The 17194-nt window shown below is 63.7% G+C and carries 16 protein-coding genes; 1 reads left to right on the top strand and 15 read right to left on the bottom strand.

Annotated features, from left to right (window positions below):
• Window positions 1–13 precede the first annotated feature (13 nt).
• The 13 genes from ACIPV6_RS03145 to ACIPV6_RS03085 all read right to left on the bottom strand — a co-directional run bounded on the left by ACIPV6_RS03145 (window position 14) and on the right by ACIPV6_RS03085 (window position 13901).
• On the bottom strand, window positions 14–364 hold the full coding sequence (locus tag ACIPV6_RS03145) for a hypothetical protein (RefSeq protein ID WP_400269487.1): 351 nt from the start codon (window positions 362–364) through the stop codon (window positions 14–16).
• A 9-nt stretch (window positions 365–373) separates the two neighbouring features.
• The gene (locus ACIPV6_RS03140) at window positions 374–2380 is read right to left on the bottom strand and encodes a helix-turn-helix transcriptional regulator (protein ID WP_400269486.1); all 2007 of its coding nucleotides are present in this window, start codon (window positions 2378–2380) and stop codon (window positions 374–376) included.
• A 93-nt stretch (window positions 2381–2473) separates the two neighbouring features.
• Complete coding sequence (locus ACIPV6_RS03135) at window positions 2474–2869, bottom strand: FKBP-type peptidyl-prolyl cis-trans isomerase (protein ID WP_397321868.1); 396 nt, start codon at window positions 2867–2869, stop codon at window positions 2474–2476.
• A 67-nt stretch (window positions 2870–2936) separates the two neighbouring features.
• Window positions 2937–3866: an FKBP-type peptidyl-prolyl cis-trans isomerase gene (locus ACIPV6_RS03130; protein ID WP_400269485.1), complete on the bottom strand. Its 930-nt coding sequence runs from the start codon at window positions 3864–3866 to the stop codon at window positions 2937–2939.
• Between the two features lie 125 nt (window positions 3867–3991).
• The gene (pafA, locus tag ACIPV6_RS03125) at window positions 3992–5356 is read right to left on the bottom strand and encodes a Pup--protein ligase (protein ID WP_400269484.1); all 1365 of its coding nucleotides are present in this window, start codon (window positions 5354–5356) and stop codon (window positions 3992–3994) included.
• Window position 5357: 1 nt separating this feature from the next.
• On the bottom strand, window positions 5358–6065 hold the full coding sequence (gene prcA, locus ACIPV6_RS03120; protein ID WP_400269483.1) for a proteasome subunit alpha: 708 nt from the start codon (window positions 6063–6065) through the stop codon (window positions 5358–5360).
• A gap of 1 nt (window position 6066) precedes the next feature.
• Window positions 6067–6876, bottom strand: coding sequence for a proteasome subunit beta (gene prcB / locus ACIPV6_RS03115; RefSeq protein ID WP_400269482.1), 810 nt, complete (start codon window positions 6874–6876; stop codon window positions 6067–6069).
• 79 nt (window positions 6877–6955) lie between these two features.
• Window positions 6956–7159, bottom strand: coding sequence for a ubiquitin-like protein Pup (locus ACIPV6_RS03110; RefSeq protein ID WP_400269481.1), 204 nt, complete (start codon window positions 7157–7159; stop codon window positions 6956–6958).
• A 117-nt stretch (window positions 7160–7276) separates the two neighbouring features.
• Window positions 7277–8947: a depupylase/deamidase Dop gene (gene dop / locus ACIPV6_RS03105; RefSeq protein WP_400269480.1), complete on the bottom strand. Its 1671-nt coding sequence runs from the start codon at window positions 8945–8947 to the stop codon at window positions 7277–7279.
• Window positions 8944–10752 (bottom strand): proteasome ATPase, encoded by a 1809-nt coding sequence (gene arc / locus ACIPV6_RS03100; RefSeq protein WP_397321858.1) that lies wholly within the window; start codon window positions 10750–10752, stop codon window positions 8944–8946. The genes dop and arc overlap by 4 nt, the downstream gene beginning before the upstream one ends.
• A 97-nt stretch (window positions 10753–10849) precedes the next feature.
• Window positions 10850–11905, bottom strand: a complete 1056-nt coding sequence (locus ACIPV6_RS03095) for a tRNA (adenine-N1)-methyltransferase (protein WP_400269479.1) — start codon at window positions 11903–11905, stop codon at window positions 10850–10852.
• A 112-nt stretch (window positions 11906–12017) separates the two neighbouring features.
• Window positions 12018–13181, bottom strand: a complete 1164-nt coding sequence (locus ACIPV6_RS03090; protein WP_400269478.1) for a site-2 protease family protein — start codon at window positions 13179–13181, stop codon at window positions 12018–12020.
• Entirely contained in the window at window positions 13182–13901 is a 720-nt protein-coding gene (locus ACIPV6_RS03085; RefSeq protein WP_400269477.1) for an HAD family hydrolase, read from the bottom strand.
• 122 nt (window positions 13902–14023) lie between these two features.
• On the opposite strand from ACIPV6_RS03085, the gene ACIPV6_RS03080 reads away from it, so the two are divergent.
• Entirely contained in the window at window positions 14024–14929 is a 906-nt protein-coding gene (locus tag ACIPV6_RS03080; RefSeq protein WP_400269476.1) for a PAC2 family protein, read from the top strand.
• Between the two features lie 94 nt (window positions 14930–15023).
• On the opposite strand, the gene mshC is transcribed toward ACIPV6_RS03080, so the two are convergent.
• On the bottom strand, window positions 15024–16304 hold the full coding sequence (mshC, locus tag ACIPV6_RS03075) for a cysteine--1-D-myo-inosityl 2-amino-2-deoxy-alpha-D-glucopyranoside ligase (protein ID WP_400269475.1): 1281 nt from the start codon (window positions 16302–16304) through the stop codon (window positions 15024–15026).
• 15 nt (window positions 16305–16319) lie between these two features.
• Entirely contained in the window at window positions 16320–17153 is an 834-nt protein-coding gene (locus tag ACIPV6_RS03070) for an undecaprenyl-diphosphate phosphatase (protein WP_400269474.1), read from the bottom strand.
• Window positions 17154–17194 lie beyond the last annotated feature (41 nt).

The following is a 17194-nucleotide window of genomic DNA, read 5'->3' as shown; positions in this document are numbered from 1 at the left end:
ATACATCCTACGTCTATCTGAATTCTATGTCGTGCAGGGATTGGGGTTGGCCCCGCTCGGCTTTGCGCTGGACGCGCCGTTGGCGACGAACTTCCTGGCGGAAGGCTTTGGCCGTCAGGTAATCATGACGCATCTGCTCGGGCGAGGCAAAAACGGCAGAACCGGGCACCGACCTCTCAGACGTCCCGTCCACATCGGAGGTTTCCGTTGTTGGCGCAATGTTGCTGAAACGTTTACCCGCCTCGCCCAATTCGCGCACGGTAGCCATGAACTTCCGGAACAAACGGAAGCCCAAGGTGACATGCAAAAGCAGCGACAGGGCTATGAGCGCGATCCACAACAGGATCCAAAACCACCAAGGCATCTGAGTAGTCTAGCCAGCCGGGCTGGAAGTCGTGGCGCCGTACTGCGCCAAGGCGGACTCGAGCCAGGCCTGCGAGGCTTCCCTGAGAGGTCCAGGATCCAGGATCCGGGCTGTTCCGCCGTGCTGGGCTATGAACATGGGCAGCCACTCCGGACTGCCGAAGCGCACTTCGGCAAGCAGACCGCCGTCGGGCAGTTGGGCCGTGCGCTCCGCGTAGTAATCGTCGGCAAGTCCGGCACCCTGGCGGGTCAGCTGCAACACCACCAGTGCGTCGTCGTTACTGGGAGTGAAGAGACGTGCCGGCACATCAGCATCCGGCACCGCCTTCCGCGACGCCGGCCGCCCGTTGGGCTCCACCGACTCCACCCTGTCCAGCCGGAAGTTGCGGAGTCCGGATTTGCTGTGGCAATACGCCTCGAAATACCACGTGCTGTCCATGGAGAAGAGACGGAGTGGATCCACGTCCCGTTCACTGACTTCGTCCCGCTGCAAGGACAGGTACCGCAGGCGGAGTTGTTGGCCGTCCCGCAAGGCTTTGGTCACCGTGGCGAAGGCCTCCGACTGCTCCGGCTCCACAGAGGCTCCGGCCACTGCCCCCGCCAGTCTTCCTGCCTCGCCTGCGGCACCTGCCAACTTGAGCGTGACCGATTCAAGGGCGCTTCCCGCATGGTCTTCCTCAACACCGGCCAGGGCCGGCAGGTCTCCCAGCATGGCCAATCCTGTCAACAGCGCCGCCGCTTCTTCCTCGCTGAAGCGCACGGGACGGTTCAGGTCCAGGTGTTCGGTGATGTACACGTGGTCGTTTTCCCACTGGATGTCCAGCAGGTCGTCCGGATAGCCTTCCGGCAGCCCCGAACAGATCAGGATCTTCAAGTCATCGATGAGGGCTTTGCGGGTGATCCCAAAGTGGTCTGCGACCTCCTGGATATGCAGCCCTTGGTGGTGTACCAGGAACGGCACCAACTGGAGCATCCGGGTGAGCTGGTCCTCCGAGGTCCGCTTCCGCGCCCGGACAGCCGGGGCGGTGGCGGGAAATTCAACGGCAACTGGTGGGGCGGCATCAAAGGCGGCCGCACCCTGAAGGCGGCGTACGACGGCGGCACGCAACTCTGCGGGCTCCCGCACCATGACGTGCGGCCCGTAGGAGGCCAGCTCCTCTGCCAACTTCTCCGTATCCCGGAAGGCGATCCGGAGTGTGTCTCGCCCATTCGCGCCGGGCATGGCAGAGCCGCGCTTCCGAAGGTCCAGCAGCCGACCGGCGTCCACATCTAGGTGCGCTTCCTGGAGTGGGAGTTCGGTGAGGGAGTTGAGTTCTGCCCGTGCGTCGAAACCAGCGGGAGGGTCAAACCGGCTGGTAGCCATGACCGTGACTGCGGTGGTCATCCTGGACAAACGGAAGAACCGCTTGGCCTTCCTTCCGCGATCCAGCCCCACGAGGTACCACTGGCCAAAACGGCTGCCGAGGCCCCACGGTTCAACCTCACGGGTTTCTTCCTTGCCGGTGCTCCCGGCAAGGTAGCCGAAGCGGACAGCCTTGCGTCCATGCATCGCCGCCACGACGTCATCGAATGCCTGACCCGCGGGCTTGACGCGGGGCTGTACTCCGGAGGGGAGCTCCGTGTCCGCGAATCCTCCGGCGGCCTGCAGCTTGCGCACGGCGTTCACCGCGGCGTTTCCGAGGGCCGCACGTTCCCAGAGCTGCGAGGCCAGGAGAAGGACAGTCCCTTCGGCTGGCGTGAGGCTGACCTCGGGAAGCCTGTTCGAATCCTTGCCGATCCTGTATCGCGTTGAGGCGGGGTCATCCTCACCAAACCCGGTGTCCATCAGCGTCTCGATGTCGAAGCCAAACTGCTTCAAGTCCACCTTGTCACGTTCGAACATGCGCCCAAAAGCCGCGTCATTCTCAGCGGAGCCACGGTAGACCGTCTCGCGCAGGACTGCGCGGCTCAGCCCTACTTTGGTGTTCAGGAGGGCCAGGAGCAGGTTCAGGAGGCGTTCAGTGCGGGATGCGGACACGCTTGCTACGTTACTAAACACCCGGCGAAAAGCAGCAAGGCGCGTCACCTTCCGGCTGAACCGGAGGTGACGCGCCTTTGTGTTCTGCTTCGCCTAGCGGACGGCTACGAGGTCCACGACGAAGATCAGGGCCTCGTTGGGCTTGATGGCTCCGCCTGCACCGCGCGAGCCGTAGGCAAGCTCGGAGGGAATCTCGAGGCGGCGACGGCCGCCTACCTTCATGCCCAGCAATCCCTGGTCCCAGCCCTGGATAACCTGGCCTACGCCGACGCGGAAGTCCAGCGGTGCACCACGGCCCCAGGAAGCGTCGAACTCTTCGCCGGTGGACCAGGCTACGCCAACGTAGTGCGTGGAAACGGTGTCCCCGGCCTTGGCCTCGGCACCGGTGCCTTCGATGATGTCGGTGATGCGCAGTTCCGTGGGGACCTCGCCCTCAGGGAAGTCGATCTCCGGCTTGGTGCGGTCGTAATCGCGCTGTCCAAATGACATGGTTGCTCCTTGAAGTAGTCGGGTGTCAGGTTCCAGCCTAAGCCAGTGCCCGGCGTGGTGGCTCCTGTTACTTGACGCCGAGAATATCCACGACGAAGACGAGGTCGCCCTTGGCCTTGCCGGATCCTTCCGCGCCGTACGCAAGGTCCTGCGGGATGACCAGGAGTACACGGGAACCAACGGTCTTGCCGGCCAGGCCCTGGGTCCAGCCCTTGATCACGCCGGACAGCGGGAAGCTGGCCGTCTTTCCGCTGTCAAAGCTGGAATCAAACTTCTCGCCGCCAACGAGGTTAACGCCCACGTAGTTCACGGTCAGCGTGTCCGTGGCCTTGACGGCCGCGCCGGTGCCCTTGATCAGGTCCTGGGCGATGAGCTCCTTGGGAGCCGCGACGCCGTCCACGGAGATCTCGGGAATGCCATTGTCATTTTCCTTGACGGTGGGCAGGCCTGCCGGAGGAGTAACGGTTTCGCCTTCCGGCTTGTCGAGGGCCTTCGGGGTGTCCTTGGCGGAGAGCAGCTTGAAGACAACCAGTTGCGTTGTGGTGGACTCGCCGGTAGAGGCGTTTCCGGGAGCCGCGAACGCAACATGGGAACCGATCTTTGCACCGACAATGGCGTTGTAGATCGCCGCATTGCCGGCCTTCAAGTCGTCGTTGAGTTCAATCGGCTGGGGTCCCTGGGCATAGGTGTCCTCCAGGGTCTTGCCATCAGTGCCGTCCACGGCAATGTACGCCAGCTCAGCCGTCTGGCCTGCCTTGATGGTTTCTCCGCCGCCTTCGTCCACCACCTTGACGGTGGGCTCGGTGACGGCCAGGGGCTTCGTGAAATCGAGGCCGGGGGCTTTGTCGTCACCGTTGTCGGTCACCTTCAGCGAAGAGAGCTTCGAGACATCACCCGTTGACTGGCTGGTGGGCTCGGCAGCCGGGGTGCTTCCTCCTCCCCCACAGGCTGTCATGAGCAGAAGGGCAGGAATCAGTATTGCTAGGAGTCGTCGCACAAAAAAGACACTTTCGTCGGGACAGAGGACATTCGGAATCGCAGGCAATCGCGGGGCGCGCTGCGTCCGATCAGGTGCCTCTTTGGAAAGAGACCAACATCCAGAGTAACCGGCGAAGCTGGGAGTCAGCTCATAGAGTCCAGGAGGGCGTCCACCCTTTCGTCCACGCTGCGGAAGGGATCCTTGCACAGGATGGTCTGGTGGGCACGGTCGTTGAGCTTCAAGTGAACCCAGTCAACCGTGTAGTCGCGCCCAAGTTCCTGGGCCCGGCGGACAAAATCCCCGCGCAGCTTGGCGCGCGTGGTCTGCGGCGGAGCGTCCACGGCGTCCTTGACCTCGGTCTCCGTGACCAGGCGGCGGGCAGCACCGCGTGACTGGAGGAGGAAGAACAGTCCGCGTTGCCGGGAGATGTCGTGGTAGGTCAGGTCCAACTGGGCGATCCGGGGCGAATCCAGGCTGAGATCGTGGCGGCGCATGTAACCGTCCATGAGCTTCTTCTTGATGGCCCAGTCAACTTCGGTTTCGATCGAACTGGTGTCACCGCTTTCGATGGCATCCAGCGTGCGGGTCCAGAGGTCGAGGATCAAGGGAACATGGGGATTGTGCGCGCCATTGGCCGCCACGAATTCCGTCACTTTGCCCAGGTATTCACGCTGGATGTCCAGCGCAGAAAGTTGCCTGCCGTTGGCCAAACGGACCAGGGCCCGCCCAGTCAGGTCGTGCGATATTTCGCGGATGCTCCGGATCGGGTTCTCCATGCGCATGTCCCGCATGATGACTCCGGCCTCAATCATGCGAAGGATCAGGTCCACGGTGCCCACCTTGAGCAGGGCCGTGGTCTCGGACATGTTCGAGTCGCCAACGATCACGTGCAGGCGGCGGTAGAACTCGGCGTCGGCATGGGGCTCGTCGCGCGTGTTGATGATGGGACGCGAACGGGTGGTCGCGGACGAAACGCCTTCCCAGATGTGGTCTGCACGTTGGGAGAAGGCAAAGGTAGCGCCGTGCGGTGTCTTGAGGACCTTGCCCGCACCGGCGATCAACTGCCTGGTCACCAGGAACGGAATCAGGATTTCCGCGAGCCTGGAGAACTCACCCCTGCGGGGAATGAGGTAGTTCTCGTGGCTGCCGTAGGAATTACCGGCGGAATCGGTGTTGTTCTTGAACAGGTATACCGTTCCGTTGAACCCTTCCGCAGCGAGCCGTGCCTGTGCCTCATCGACGAGGTCGTCGAGGATCAACTCCCCCGCCCTGTCGTGGGCGATGAGCTGGGCGAGGTCGTCACACTCGGCAGTGGCGTACTCAGGGTGCGAACCAACGTCCAGGTAGAGCCGGGATCCGTTGGTCAGGAAGACGTTGGACGACCTGCCCCAGCTGACCACTTTGCGGAACAGGTAGCGGGCCACTTCCTCAGGAGCCAGGGGACGCGAGTCCGGGCTCGAGTACGAGATTCCGAATTCCGTTTCTATGCCGAAAATGCGTTTGTCCATCTCAGGCCTCCTCAGTGATCAGTTGGGCCATGTCCTCAGGGAGAAGGCGGCGGAAAGATCTGCGCGTTCCCCGGCTGCTCTCCGAGGCCCTGTGCAGGACAGCGGCCTCCACGGCGGTAGCCGGAAGACTTTCAACGTCCTTGTCCGCGGCCAGCGCCCGAAGCGCCAATCTCATGGCGCCGGCGAAGTCCAGTTCGGCATCCCAGGAACCCCGCACCACATCCGAGATCTGCTCGGCCACGCCACCCATCACCACAAAGCCATTCTCGTCCGCGATGGACCCGTCGAACGTCAGCCTGTACAGGTGGTCTTTGTCCTGGCTCAGCCCTACCTCGGCCACTGCGAGTTCAACCTCGAAAGGTTTCTGTTCAGCGGTGAACACGGCGCCCAGACTTTGGGCATAGACACTGGCGAGCCCGCGGGCCGTCACGTCTTCACGGTCGTACGAATAGCCCCGGACATCGGCATACCGCACACCAGCCTGCCGGAGGCTCTCGAACTCGTTGTACTTGCCCACAGCCGCAAAGGCGATCTTGTCGTAGATTTCGCCAATCTTGTGCAGGGACGGTGAGGGGTTCTCGGCCACCAGTACGATGCCTTCCGAGCAGGAGATCACGATGACCGACCGGCCCCTGGCGATGCCTTTCCGGGCGAAATCCGCCCGGTCCTTCATCAGCTGTTCAGGCGAAACGTAGAATTGCTGCGTCATCTCAGGCCTCCCGTCCGGCGATGGCCCGCGATTCGACGATGGCCGAGGAAATCACGGCGAGGTCCCTTTCCGGAACCCGGCGGTGGCCGGCCCGGTTCACGGCATAGATCACGGGATACAACTGGCGGACCGGATCCGGCCCACCCGTTGCGGAATCGTCGTCCGCGGCGTCGTACAGGGCTTCGACGGCCACGGCGACCGCTTCTTCCTCGGAGAGATTGGGCTTCCAGAGTTTTTTCAAAGCCCCACGGGCGAAGACCGAACCAGAGCCCACAGAGTGGTGTTCGTACTCCTCGTAGCGGCCGCCTGTCAGGTCATAGGAGAACAGCCGTCCGGCAGAAGAGACGTGGTCGAAGCCGGCGAAGAGCGGTATGACGGCCATGCCTTGCATTGCCATGGGCAGGTTGCCCCGGATCATCGCGCCCAGGCGGTTTGCCTTCCCCACAAGGCTGAGGAGGGTGCCCTCGATCTTCTCGTAGTGTTCCAGTTCCACCTGGAAGAGGCGGGTGATGTCGATGGCGAGGCCTGCCGTACCCGCGATTCCCAGAACCGAATAATCGTCAGCCGGGAAGACTTTCTCTATGTGGCGGCTGGCGATGACATTGCCCATGGTCGCGCGACGGTCGCCGGCCATGAGGACTCCCCCGGCGTACGTCATGGCCACGATGGTTGTGGCGTGCGGCGCCGCGGGCACCGTGCCGGCAGGAAGGGATTGATTGAAGGGAAGCAGTTCGGGACGCGACCGTTGGAGATGATCCGTGAATGAAGACGTTGCCTGGGTGGCCAGGGGGCCGATTGATGGGTCCTGCATTGCTGCACTCCTTCGACTCGCGTTCCAATGCCCGGCGGCCTCTCGCCGACCGGGCTCTACAACCTGTGTCCGGGACCGGTTACTGGCCGCCCTTTTGGACAAATGCCCTGACGAACTCTTCGGCGTTCGATTCAAGCACGCCGTCAATCTCGTCGAGGAGGTCGTCCACGCCCTGGGTAGCGTCCGAAACCTGGGCTTCGGGGGCCGCGGGAGGGGCCTCCGGGACGTCCACCTCGGCCTCGGTGTCCCGCGACTGCGGTTGCTGTTGCTCCTGAGCTGCCATTTCTTTCTCCCTACTGTCAGTCCCCCATATGAGGACTTCCTACTGCCATATTGCCACGCTGTGGGCCGCCGTGCCCGGCTTTGCCGGACCACCATTTCTGCCGTGCCGGGTGGTTTCCTAAGCCTTGGGTGGAAGGGGGGTTTGCCCCAGCAACTCGGCCAGGAAAGGACCTGCCTCAGTGTGCCTGTCGAACAGCCCACCCGTGAGGGCACGGGTGCCACGGAGAGGCTCCCGGGTAGGGACCCGCAGTTTGCCAAGGCCCGGGACATCGAAAATCACAGAGTCCCAGCTCGCCCCCACCACGTCCTTGCCGAACGTCGAGACGCACCGTCCCCGGAAATAGGCCCGGGTGTCCGACGGCGGTTCGCCCACCGCCCTGGTGATGGCGGCGTCGTCGACGATCCGTGCCATGCGGTCCCGCGAGAGCAGCCGGTAGTAGAGGCCCTTTTCGGGCCGGATGTCGGACCACTGAAGGTCCACCAGGCCCAGCCGGGCGTCGCCCCATTCGAGCTTGTCCCGGTTCCGGTAGCCCTCCAGGATGGATTTCTTGGCTACCCACTCCACGGATGCCGCTGCGGAGGCAGGATCCGTACCCAGCGCGGTGAGTGTTGCCTCCCACCGCTCGAGGACCTCGTGGGTATGGCCGTCGCCGGTCACGGAGTCGGCCACGCCCGTCTCCTGTGCCAGTTTCGCGGCGGCCTCGAAATACATCCACTGAATGTCCAGCGCCGTGACGCGCCTGCCGTCGAGTAGCCTCACGGAGGTGGTGAGCGTTGTGTCATGGCTGATGGCCTGAAGCGCCTGGACGGGCTCGTGGACCTCGATCCTGGGTGCCTGTCCTGCTTCGATCAGGCTCAGCACCATGGCGGTGGTCCCAAACTTCAGGTAGTTGGACACCTGGCTGAGGTTCGCGTCGCCGATGATGACGTGGAGGCGCCGGTACTTGTCCGCCGTGGCATGGGGCTCGTCCCGGGTGTTGATGATGGGACGCCGGATGGTGGTTTCCAGGCCCACTTCGGCTTCGAAGAAGTCGGCACGTTGGCTGATCTGGTAGCCGGAGGTGGAACTGTCTTGGCCGCGGCCCACCCTCCCGGCGCCGCACACCACTTGGCGGGAGACGAAGAACGGCGTCAGTCCGCGGATAATGTCACCGAACGGCACGGACCTCGGCATGAGGTAATTCTCGTGCGAACCATAGGACACTGCCTTGTTGTCCGTGTTGTTCTTGTAAAGGTTGATCGGGGGAAGGCTGGTGTCCGCGGCAACCTTCCGGACAGTGGCCAGGGCGACCAGGTCACCGGCAGCATCCCACGTCACTGCGTCGCGGGGGTTGGTTACTTCCGGGCTCGAATATTCAGGGTGTGCGTGGTCCACGTAGAGCCGGGCACCGTTTCCTAGCACCATATTCATGAGGAGTGATCCGGATTCATCAGCCCCATCAAGTTCCAACTCCTGCCGCCCGTACGCCAAGGCGACTGCCTCGGCGTCGAGCACTGGCGGCTGGTCCGTGAGCTGGCTCGGATCGGCCGCCGACCGTTCCAGCGTCCAACCGCGGGCGTCATGCAACGGTTCTTCGTCCGTGTAGTCCCAGCGCGTTTCCGCGCCGCCGGCAGCACGCTGCCGGGTGACGGTCGCGTAGGCCTGGATGATGCGCGCGGACATCATGGTGGCGTTGGCGCCGGGGGCGGACGGGGCGTGGATGCCGTATTCCGTTTCCGAGCCCATCACCCGCATGGCACCACCAACAGGCAGTTTCTCCTGGATTTGTCCCTCGGGCCGAGCTGTCACAGGTACTGGCCCGTGTTGGCGGTGGTTTCGATGGACTTGCCAGGCTCTTGGCCCGCTTTGCCCTGCACGATGGTGCGGATGTAGGTGATCCTTTCACCCTTCTTGCCCGAAATCCTGGCCCAATCGTCCGGATTGGTGGTGTTGGGCATGTCCTCGTGCTCGCGGAACTCGTCGACGACGGCCCGGAGCAGATGGTCGATCCGCAGGCCCTTCTGGTGGTTGGTCAGGAGATCCTTGATGGCGTACTTCTTCGCCCGGTCAACCACGTTCTGGACCACGGCACCGGAGTTGAAATCCTTGAAGTAGAGCATTTCCGTATCGCCGTTGGCGTACGTGACTTCGAGGTACTCGTTGGACTTTTCGGTAGAGTACATGGCCTCCACGGTGCGCTGGATCATGGCATCCACGGTTGCCTGGACGTCACCGCCGTACTCCGCGAGGTCCTGGGCATGGAACGGCAGGTCGGTGGTGATGTACTTGCCGAAGATGTCTGCCGCAGCTTCGGCGTCCGGACGCTGGATCTTGACCTTGACGTCCAAGCGGCCTGGCCGCAGGATGGCGGGGTCGATCATGTCCTCACGGTTGGATGCACCGATGACGATCACATTGTCCAGCCGCTCCACGCCGTCGATCTCGCTCAGGAGCTGGGGGACGATGGTGGTTTCGACGTCGGAGGACACCCCTGTGCCGCGGGTGCGGAACAGCGAGTCCATCTCATCGAAGAACACCACTACCGGGCTGCCATCCGAGGCTTTCTCGCGGGCCCGGGAGAAGATGAGGCGGATGTGCCGCTCCGTCTCGCCGACGTACTTGTCCAGCAGTTCGGGACCTTTGATGTTCAGGAAGTAGCTCTTGAGGTCCGTATTCCCGGCGCGCTCGGCAGCGCGTGCGGCCAGGGAATTGGCAACGGCCTTGGCAATGAGGGTCTTACCGCAACCCGGAGGACCGTAGAGCAGGATGCCCTTCGGAGCCTTCAAACCGTGTTCGCGGTACAGGTCCGGGTGCAGGAACGGCAGTTCCACGGCGTCGCGGATCTGTTCGATCTGCGGCCCCAGGCCACCGATGTCCTGGTAGGTAATGTCCGGAACTTCCTCGAGGACCAGGTTTTCCACCTCGGCGCGGGGCACCTTCTCCAAGGCGTAACCGGTCCGGGAATCCAGCGAAAGCGCGTCGCCCACCTTGAGGTGCACGTTCTGCAGGGCGCCGGAGAGACGGACCACACGCTCTTCGTCCGCGCGGCCCACCACCAAGGCCCGGTCCCGGCCAAGGAGTTCCTTCAGTGTCACCAGTTCCCCGGCGCGCTCATATCCCAGGCCCGCGACCACCAGGAGGGCCTCATTCAAGAGGACTTCCTGGCCCACGGCGAGCTGGTTGACGTTAACCAAGGGGCTGATGCCCACCCGCATCTTGCGGCCGGCATTGAAGATATCCACGGATTCCTCCGTGGCGGCCTGGCCTGAGTTGCCTGCCGTGGGCTGCCTGCGCGGATTGATCTGGACCACAGTGCCAAAGCTGTACGGGGGCTGCCCCTCCTGCTCCAACGCGCCTTTCAGCCGAAGGATCTCGGCCTTGGCCGTTTCCAGCATGGTGACGAGCTTGGTGTTGTTCTGCGTGGCAGCAGCCAACTGGCGGTCGATATGGCGGAGTTTGTCCCGAAGGATGTTGATCTGCCGTTCGGCGACGGTAAGTTCACTCGAAGGGTCTGGGGGTTGGATGGCGGCAAGCCTTCGGCGGGCAGCCTCTTCCGCTGCTGCGTTTGCTTCTTCCGGCGTCGGCCGTCCAATGTCGTTGTTCGACGTATCCACGATTCATCAGCCCCTTCCTGCGCTTAACAAGACCTTAGTCCCGAAAAGCTCAGGGTGCTGTGAGACATCCGGAATGCGGACCCTATTGTGACCTTTGTCAGTTTGTGACCGGGGGATCGTCCTGGACGTTGGTGCCGGCGATTGCGTCACGGGCCGCACGGCGGAGCTTCTTGTCCGAGACGGAACGCTCCCCCACTGCACCGGGCGTCCAGGCGTTCAAGTCTTCTTCGCTGAACTCGGTCTTGGACGGGCGGCGTTTCACGGAAATCCCTTGGACGCCCTCGGCCAGGCGCCGGGTCACCAGGAGGAAACCGGTATGGGCCACCATGCGGTGGTCCGGGCGGACTGCCAGTCCCTCGAGGTGCCAGCCGCGGACCATGGATTCCCAGGCGTCCGGCTCGGTGAAGCGGCCGTCGGCCCTGATGGCCTCGGCGGTGCGGGACAACTGGGTCACGGTGGCCACGTAGTTGATCCAGACGCCGCCCGGCGCCAGGACGGTAGCCACGGCATCGAGGCATTCCCACGGTGCCAGCATGTCCAGGACCACTCGGTCCACAGAACCGGGGGCCTCGGCCTTGACCACTTCTTCCTGGAAGTCACCCAGGGAAATCTGCCACGCGGGGTGCGGCCCGCCGAAGATGGTCTCCACGTTTCCGCGGGCAATGTCCGCGAATTCTTCGCGGCGTTCAAACGAGTGGAGGTAGCCGCCGTCGCCAACGGCCCGCAGCAGGGAGATCGAAAGTGCGCCGGACCCGACGCCGGCTTCCACCACGCGGGCGCCAGGAAAGATGTCCGCCATGGTGACGATCTGGCCTGCGTCCTTGGGATACACAACGGCAGCCCCGCGCGGCATGGAAAGCACAAAGTCCGAAAGCAGCGGGCGCAGCGTCTGGTACTGCTGTCCGATGTTGTTGCTGACCACCGAACCGTCCACCTTGCCGATGATTTCATCGTGGTTCAGGAACCCACGGTGCGTGTGGAAAGCGCCACCCACCTCGAGCGTGATGGTGTTCATGCGGCCGCGCTCGTCAGTGAGCTGGACGCGTTCGCCGACGCGGAAGGGTCCACGGCGCCGGGCAGCGCCAATTGGTTGGGCCGCCGGGCTCGCGCCGGTGGCAGTGGTGGCCTTTTCCGCGGCGGTTTCGCTGCTCATCTGATGTTCCTCGCTCCTGTGCGGCTGTGCCGCCGTGTATCGCTGCCCTGAGGGCGCCAAAAATTCGTCTGGATCTTTTTCGGGCCGGCATGTAACTCTACCGGCCAAGGCCTCAGGCCCGCCCGCCTCCGCGGGCTTCCTTGCCTGTTATGGCGGTCACGACCGCCTGCTGCCGGAGCAAACCGGTGACCATGCCGTTGTGGTCCACCACGGCATATTCGTTGCCGTCCAGTCTGGCAAGGTACTGGATCAGCTCCTGGCCCTTCGACCATTCCGGCACGTAGGCGCCGGCGGCGAGGGCGTGCGCCACCGCAGTGACCGGCGTCGTGGCCAACGCATAAGGCGGCACAGCGGCGGCCGCATTGGTGTCCACGACGCCCTGCGGCTTACCGTCCGGACCGCAGATCACGACGGCGGGACGTCCTTCCGGTGACATGGCCACCACGTCCGCGACGCTGGCAGAGTTCGGGATGCCGACGGCGGGGTCGGCCAGTCCGCCGGCGCTCACCAGGTAGAGGCGGCTGCGGAGTCGCCCATGTTGGATGGAACTGGATGCGCCCATCCAGAGGAAGCCGCAGACCAGCAATGTAATGAGCATGAGGTTGATGTCCAGCCGCGCTCCGATGAGGAACGGTCGCACGATGAACCAGAGAAACAGGGCTACCGCGATGACGCGGCCCGACCAGCCTGCGGCGATGGTGCCCTTGTCCTGGCTTCCGGTTGCCTTCCATACGGCTGATTCAACCAGCCGCCCACCGTCCAAGGGTGTGCCGGGCAACACATTGAAGATGCCGATCAGGAAATTTGCCCACATCAGGATGTTGGCCAGGGTGTCGGCGATGCCATCGAAAGACTTTGTCAGGACGAAAGGTGCCAAGGCGCCCGCCAGCAGGAAATTCGCCGCCGGACCTGCCATGGCTACGACGACTGCCCTGCCAGGGGACGCCGTGAAGCTCTCGAATTGAGTGTGCCCGCCCCATAGGTTGAGGACAATCTTCTCTGTTGGCCACTTGAAGGCCTTGGCGCTCAGGGCATGGGCCAATTCGTGGATCAGCACCGACACGGCGAGCAGGACAGCGTAGCCGAAAGCTACAAAGTAGGCCCAGATCCCCAAGTCAGAGTCGTCATGCATCAGCGCAGGCCCATACACGATCACCGTGAACCCGGCGATCACGAACCACGAGTAGGCCAGGTACACGGGGATCCCGGCGATTCTGCCCAGGGGTATGCCGTCCCGCTTGGTGGCGGCATGGTGTGGCGCGGAGGGACTGCTCACTTAGTTGGCCCCTTCAAGCAGGTTTGCTCCTGCGAAGCGGTCCAGGACAAGGTTTCCCACGTCCGTGGCGGACCTGCCCACCAAGGTGTCCCAGAGGACCATGCGGGCATCGTCGGGAAGCGGAACCTGGTGGGGAACGCCGATGGTGATGACACCGGATGCCATGGCAGCGGTGGCACCCGGGACTGAATCCTCCAGGGCAACGCAATGGTTGATGGTCAGTGTTGGATCGTCCAGCCGCAGGCGGTCGACTGCCGTCAGGTAGGCCTCGGGGTGGGGCTTGCCGTTGGTCACGGTGTCCCCGGTGACGAGGAACTCGAAGTACGGCTTGGGCAGGCTATCCACCACTACGCCGGCCAACGGGCCCTCGGACATGGTGACCAGGGCGCAGCGGATACCGGCTTGGTGGAGATCCTCCAGGAGCTCGCGCGCCCCGGGCCGCCACGGAACTTCGTTGCGGACCTGCTGGATCACCTGGGAGCTGAGGGTGTCGATGATTTCGCGGGCCTCGAGCCGCACACCTGCAGCTTGCAGTATCGCCGCCGAATGGAGCAGGGATTGGCCTACCAGCTGCATGGCCTGCTGGTAGGACCAGGTGCCGCCGTGGGCCTCCACGAGGGCTCGCTCAGCGGCGATCCAGTAGGGTTCGGTGTCCACGAGGGTGCCGTCCATATCCCAGAGCACGGCTTTGAGGAAGGGCTGGCTGGGTGAGGAATGCATGGCTTCAAGTCTACGTGGAACATGGGGTGCACCTTGCCGTGCTTGCGCTGTGGGCGAAGACCGGGGACGCGCCCCGTTGAAATGCCATGCATCCACGAGGGTCTTGGACGTAGGGTGAGTGGATGAACAGTGTGGACGGGACCCCAGAAGGACAGGACACCGCAGCGGAGCCCGAGCGTTTCCTCAAGGAACCCGCGGAAGGCCAACGTGTCACCGTAATGATCGCCGCGTTTGAAGGCTGGAACGACGCCGGAGAGGCCGCCAGCGACGCCTTGCACTATTTAAACAAGTTGTGGGATGGCAAGAAGGTGGGCACGGTCGATGCCGAGGAGTATTACGACTTCCAGTTCACCCGCCCCACGGTAAGGCGTTCGTCGTCGGGAGTCCGCAAGGTCAAATGGCCGTCCACCCGGATCTACAAGGCTGCCGTGCCTGACAGCAATGTGGACGTGGTGTTCGTTCTCGGCACCGAGCCGTCCTACCGCTGGCGCGCCTACACCACCGAGTTGTTGGTCCACGCAGAGGCCTTGAAGGTTGACTCCGTGATCCTGGTGGGCGCACTGCTGGCGGACGTGCCACACAGCCGGCCCATCCCCGTGAGCACCACCACCGAGGACAACCCGCTCCGGGAGCGCCTGAACCTGGAAGCCTCCCAGTACGAAGGACCCGTGGGCATTGTGGGCGTGCTGGCAGAATTTGCCATGCTCGCAGGACTGCCCACCGTTTCACTGTGGGCGGCAGTCCCCCATTACGTGGCCCAGCCGCCGTCGCCCAAAGCGCAGTTGGCGATCCTCCACAAGATTGAGGACTTGCTGCAGGTTCCCGTGGACAGCCGGGCGCTGGCAGAAGAATCCGAAGCGTGGGAACGCGGCGTGGACGAACTCGCCACGGAAGATCCGGAGATCGCGGCCTACGTTCGCCAACTCGAAGAAGCCAAAGATACAGCGGACCTCCCCGAAGCCTCCGGAGAGTCCATCGCCCGGGAATTCGAACGCTATCTCAAACGGCGTGGCAAGGAACGTCCCTAAGCGGTCCGCTGCTGCTCCGGCAGGCAACGAAGCGGCCCTGACGGTATCCGTCAGGGCCGCTTCTTTATGTTGCGTCTGTATGTTGCGCTTCGGGTCAGAGTTCGACGCCGAGCAAGGCGTTCAGGGCGTCCGTCACCAAGGCGCCGTCCACGGGCGAGGCAGCGGCGGCGCCTGCGGTGAGCGCCGATTGTGCCCACTGGTCGACGGCGGCGATCGCACCTGGGGCGTTCAGGTCGTTGGCCAGTTCCGCGCGCATCGCGGCAATAAGCGGCATGGCCGATTCCGCCGGTGCCTTGAGGGCTGCCTCGCGCCACGTGGCCAGCCGCTGCTTGGCCTCACCAAAACCCTCCGCAGTCCAGGACCAATCGGAACGGTAGTGGTGGGCAAGGATGGCCAGGCGGATGGCCGCAGGCTCTTCCCCGGCGGCGCGAAGTTTGGAAACGAGGACGAGGTTGCCCTTGGACTTGCTCATCTTTTCGCCGTCGAGGCCCACCATGCCTGCGTGGGCGTAATGCCGTGCGAGGGGAACATGGGCCAACGAGTAGGCGTGGCCGGCTCCCATTTCGTGGTGCGGGAAGATGAGGTCGGAGCCACCACCCTGGACGGTGAACGGTGCCGGGAGGTACTTCTGGGCAATCACCGTACACTCGATGTGCCAGCCGGGCCGGCCGTCACCGAGGCTGGCACCCGGCCAGCTCGGCTCTCCCTCGCGGGCTACACGCCACAGTAGTGGGTCCAGGGCCTGGCGCTTTCCCGGGCGGGCAGGATCGCCACCACGCTCGGCGAAGAGCTCCAGCATTTCCGCTTCGCCCAGACCGGAGACGTCCCCGAGGGTCCAGGCATCGGTGGCGTCCGAGCGCTTGCCGGCCGTTTCGACGTCGTAATAGACGTCGCCGGCAGGTTCGCCGTCCGCACCCTGGACCCGGTACGCGACGCCGTCGGCGATCAGCCGCTCGACCGCCGGCACGATGTCCGGGATAGCCTCCACGGCACCGACGTAGTGGTCGGGAGCAAGGACGTTGAGGGCATCCATGTCAGTGTGGAACAGCTCGATCTGGCTCGCCGCCAGCTCCCGCCAGTCCACGCCGGTGGCAGTGGCCCGCTCCAGCAGGGGATCGTCAATGTCCGTCACGTTCTGGACGTAGGACACCGTGGTTCCGGCGTCACGCCACGCACGGTTAAGGAGGTCGAAAGCCACATAGCTGGCGGCGTGGCCCATGTGCGTAGCGTCATACGGGGTGATGCCGCATACGTACATGGACTGATCCGCTTTGTGGCCGACCTCCACCACCTGCCCCAGGGCAGTATCGAAAAGGCGCAGGGACGCCAGGCTGCCGGGCAGCTCAGGAACAGGGCGGGAGATCCACGATTTCACGAGTCAACCTTAGTGCTAGGCGCTGATCACACCGAAACCGAGCAGGACATACAACGCCAAGCCCAACAGGATCCGGTACCAAACGAAGAGCCGGTAGCTCCTGGTCGAAACGAACTTCAGGAACCAGCCAATGATGACGTAACCCACCACGAAGGCGATCACGGTGGCCAGGGCAGTCTCGGGGAGACCGTAGGGGCCTGCGAGCCCTTCCTTGGAGACTGTCTTGTACAACTGGTAAAAGCCACTGCCGAACACCGCAGGGATCGCAAGGAGGAAGGAGTAGCGGGCCGCCGCCTCACGCGTGTAGCCCATCAGGAGTCCGGCAGTGATGGTGCCACCGGAGCGGGAGACGCCTGGGATCAACGCCATGGCCTGGGCGAAGCCGTACAGGATGCCGTGCTTGTAACTGAGCTGGGAGAGGTCCCTCTCCTGCTTGCCTATGGCATCCGCCACCGCCAGGATCATGCCGAAGACGATCAGCATGGTGGCAACGATCCACATGCTGCGGAACACGGATTCGATCTGGTCCTGGAACAAAAGGCCCAAAATGACGATGGGCAGGCTGCCGAGGATGACCAGCCAGCCCATCCGCGCGTCAGGGTGGTTCCTTGCGACTTTGCCGGTCAGGGAACCGAACCAGGCGCGGATGATCCTGACGATGTCCCGCCAGAAATACACGATGACGGCGGTTTCCGTGCCGAGCTGCGTAATCGCCGTGAACGCAGCGCCGGGATCGGAGGCGTTCGGGAGGAACGAGCCCACAATCCGCAGGTGCGCGCTCGAAGAGATCGGGAGGAATTCGGTGAGGCCCTGCACCAGGCCCAGCAAGGCAGCTTCTATCCAGTTCACGTGAATAGACCCTACGTCATGAAGTATGGGAACTCCCCGTA

Origin of the sequence: Paenarthrobacter sp. NPDC089988 (assembly GCF_044748465.1) — a bacterium.
Lineage (GTDB): Bacteria > Actinomycetota > Actinomycetes > Actinomycetales > Micrococcaceae > Arthrobacter.
Note: the sequence above shows the minus strand (reverse complement) of the source record. Positions and strands in the feature narration are given on the sequence as shown.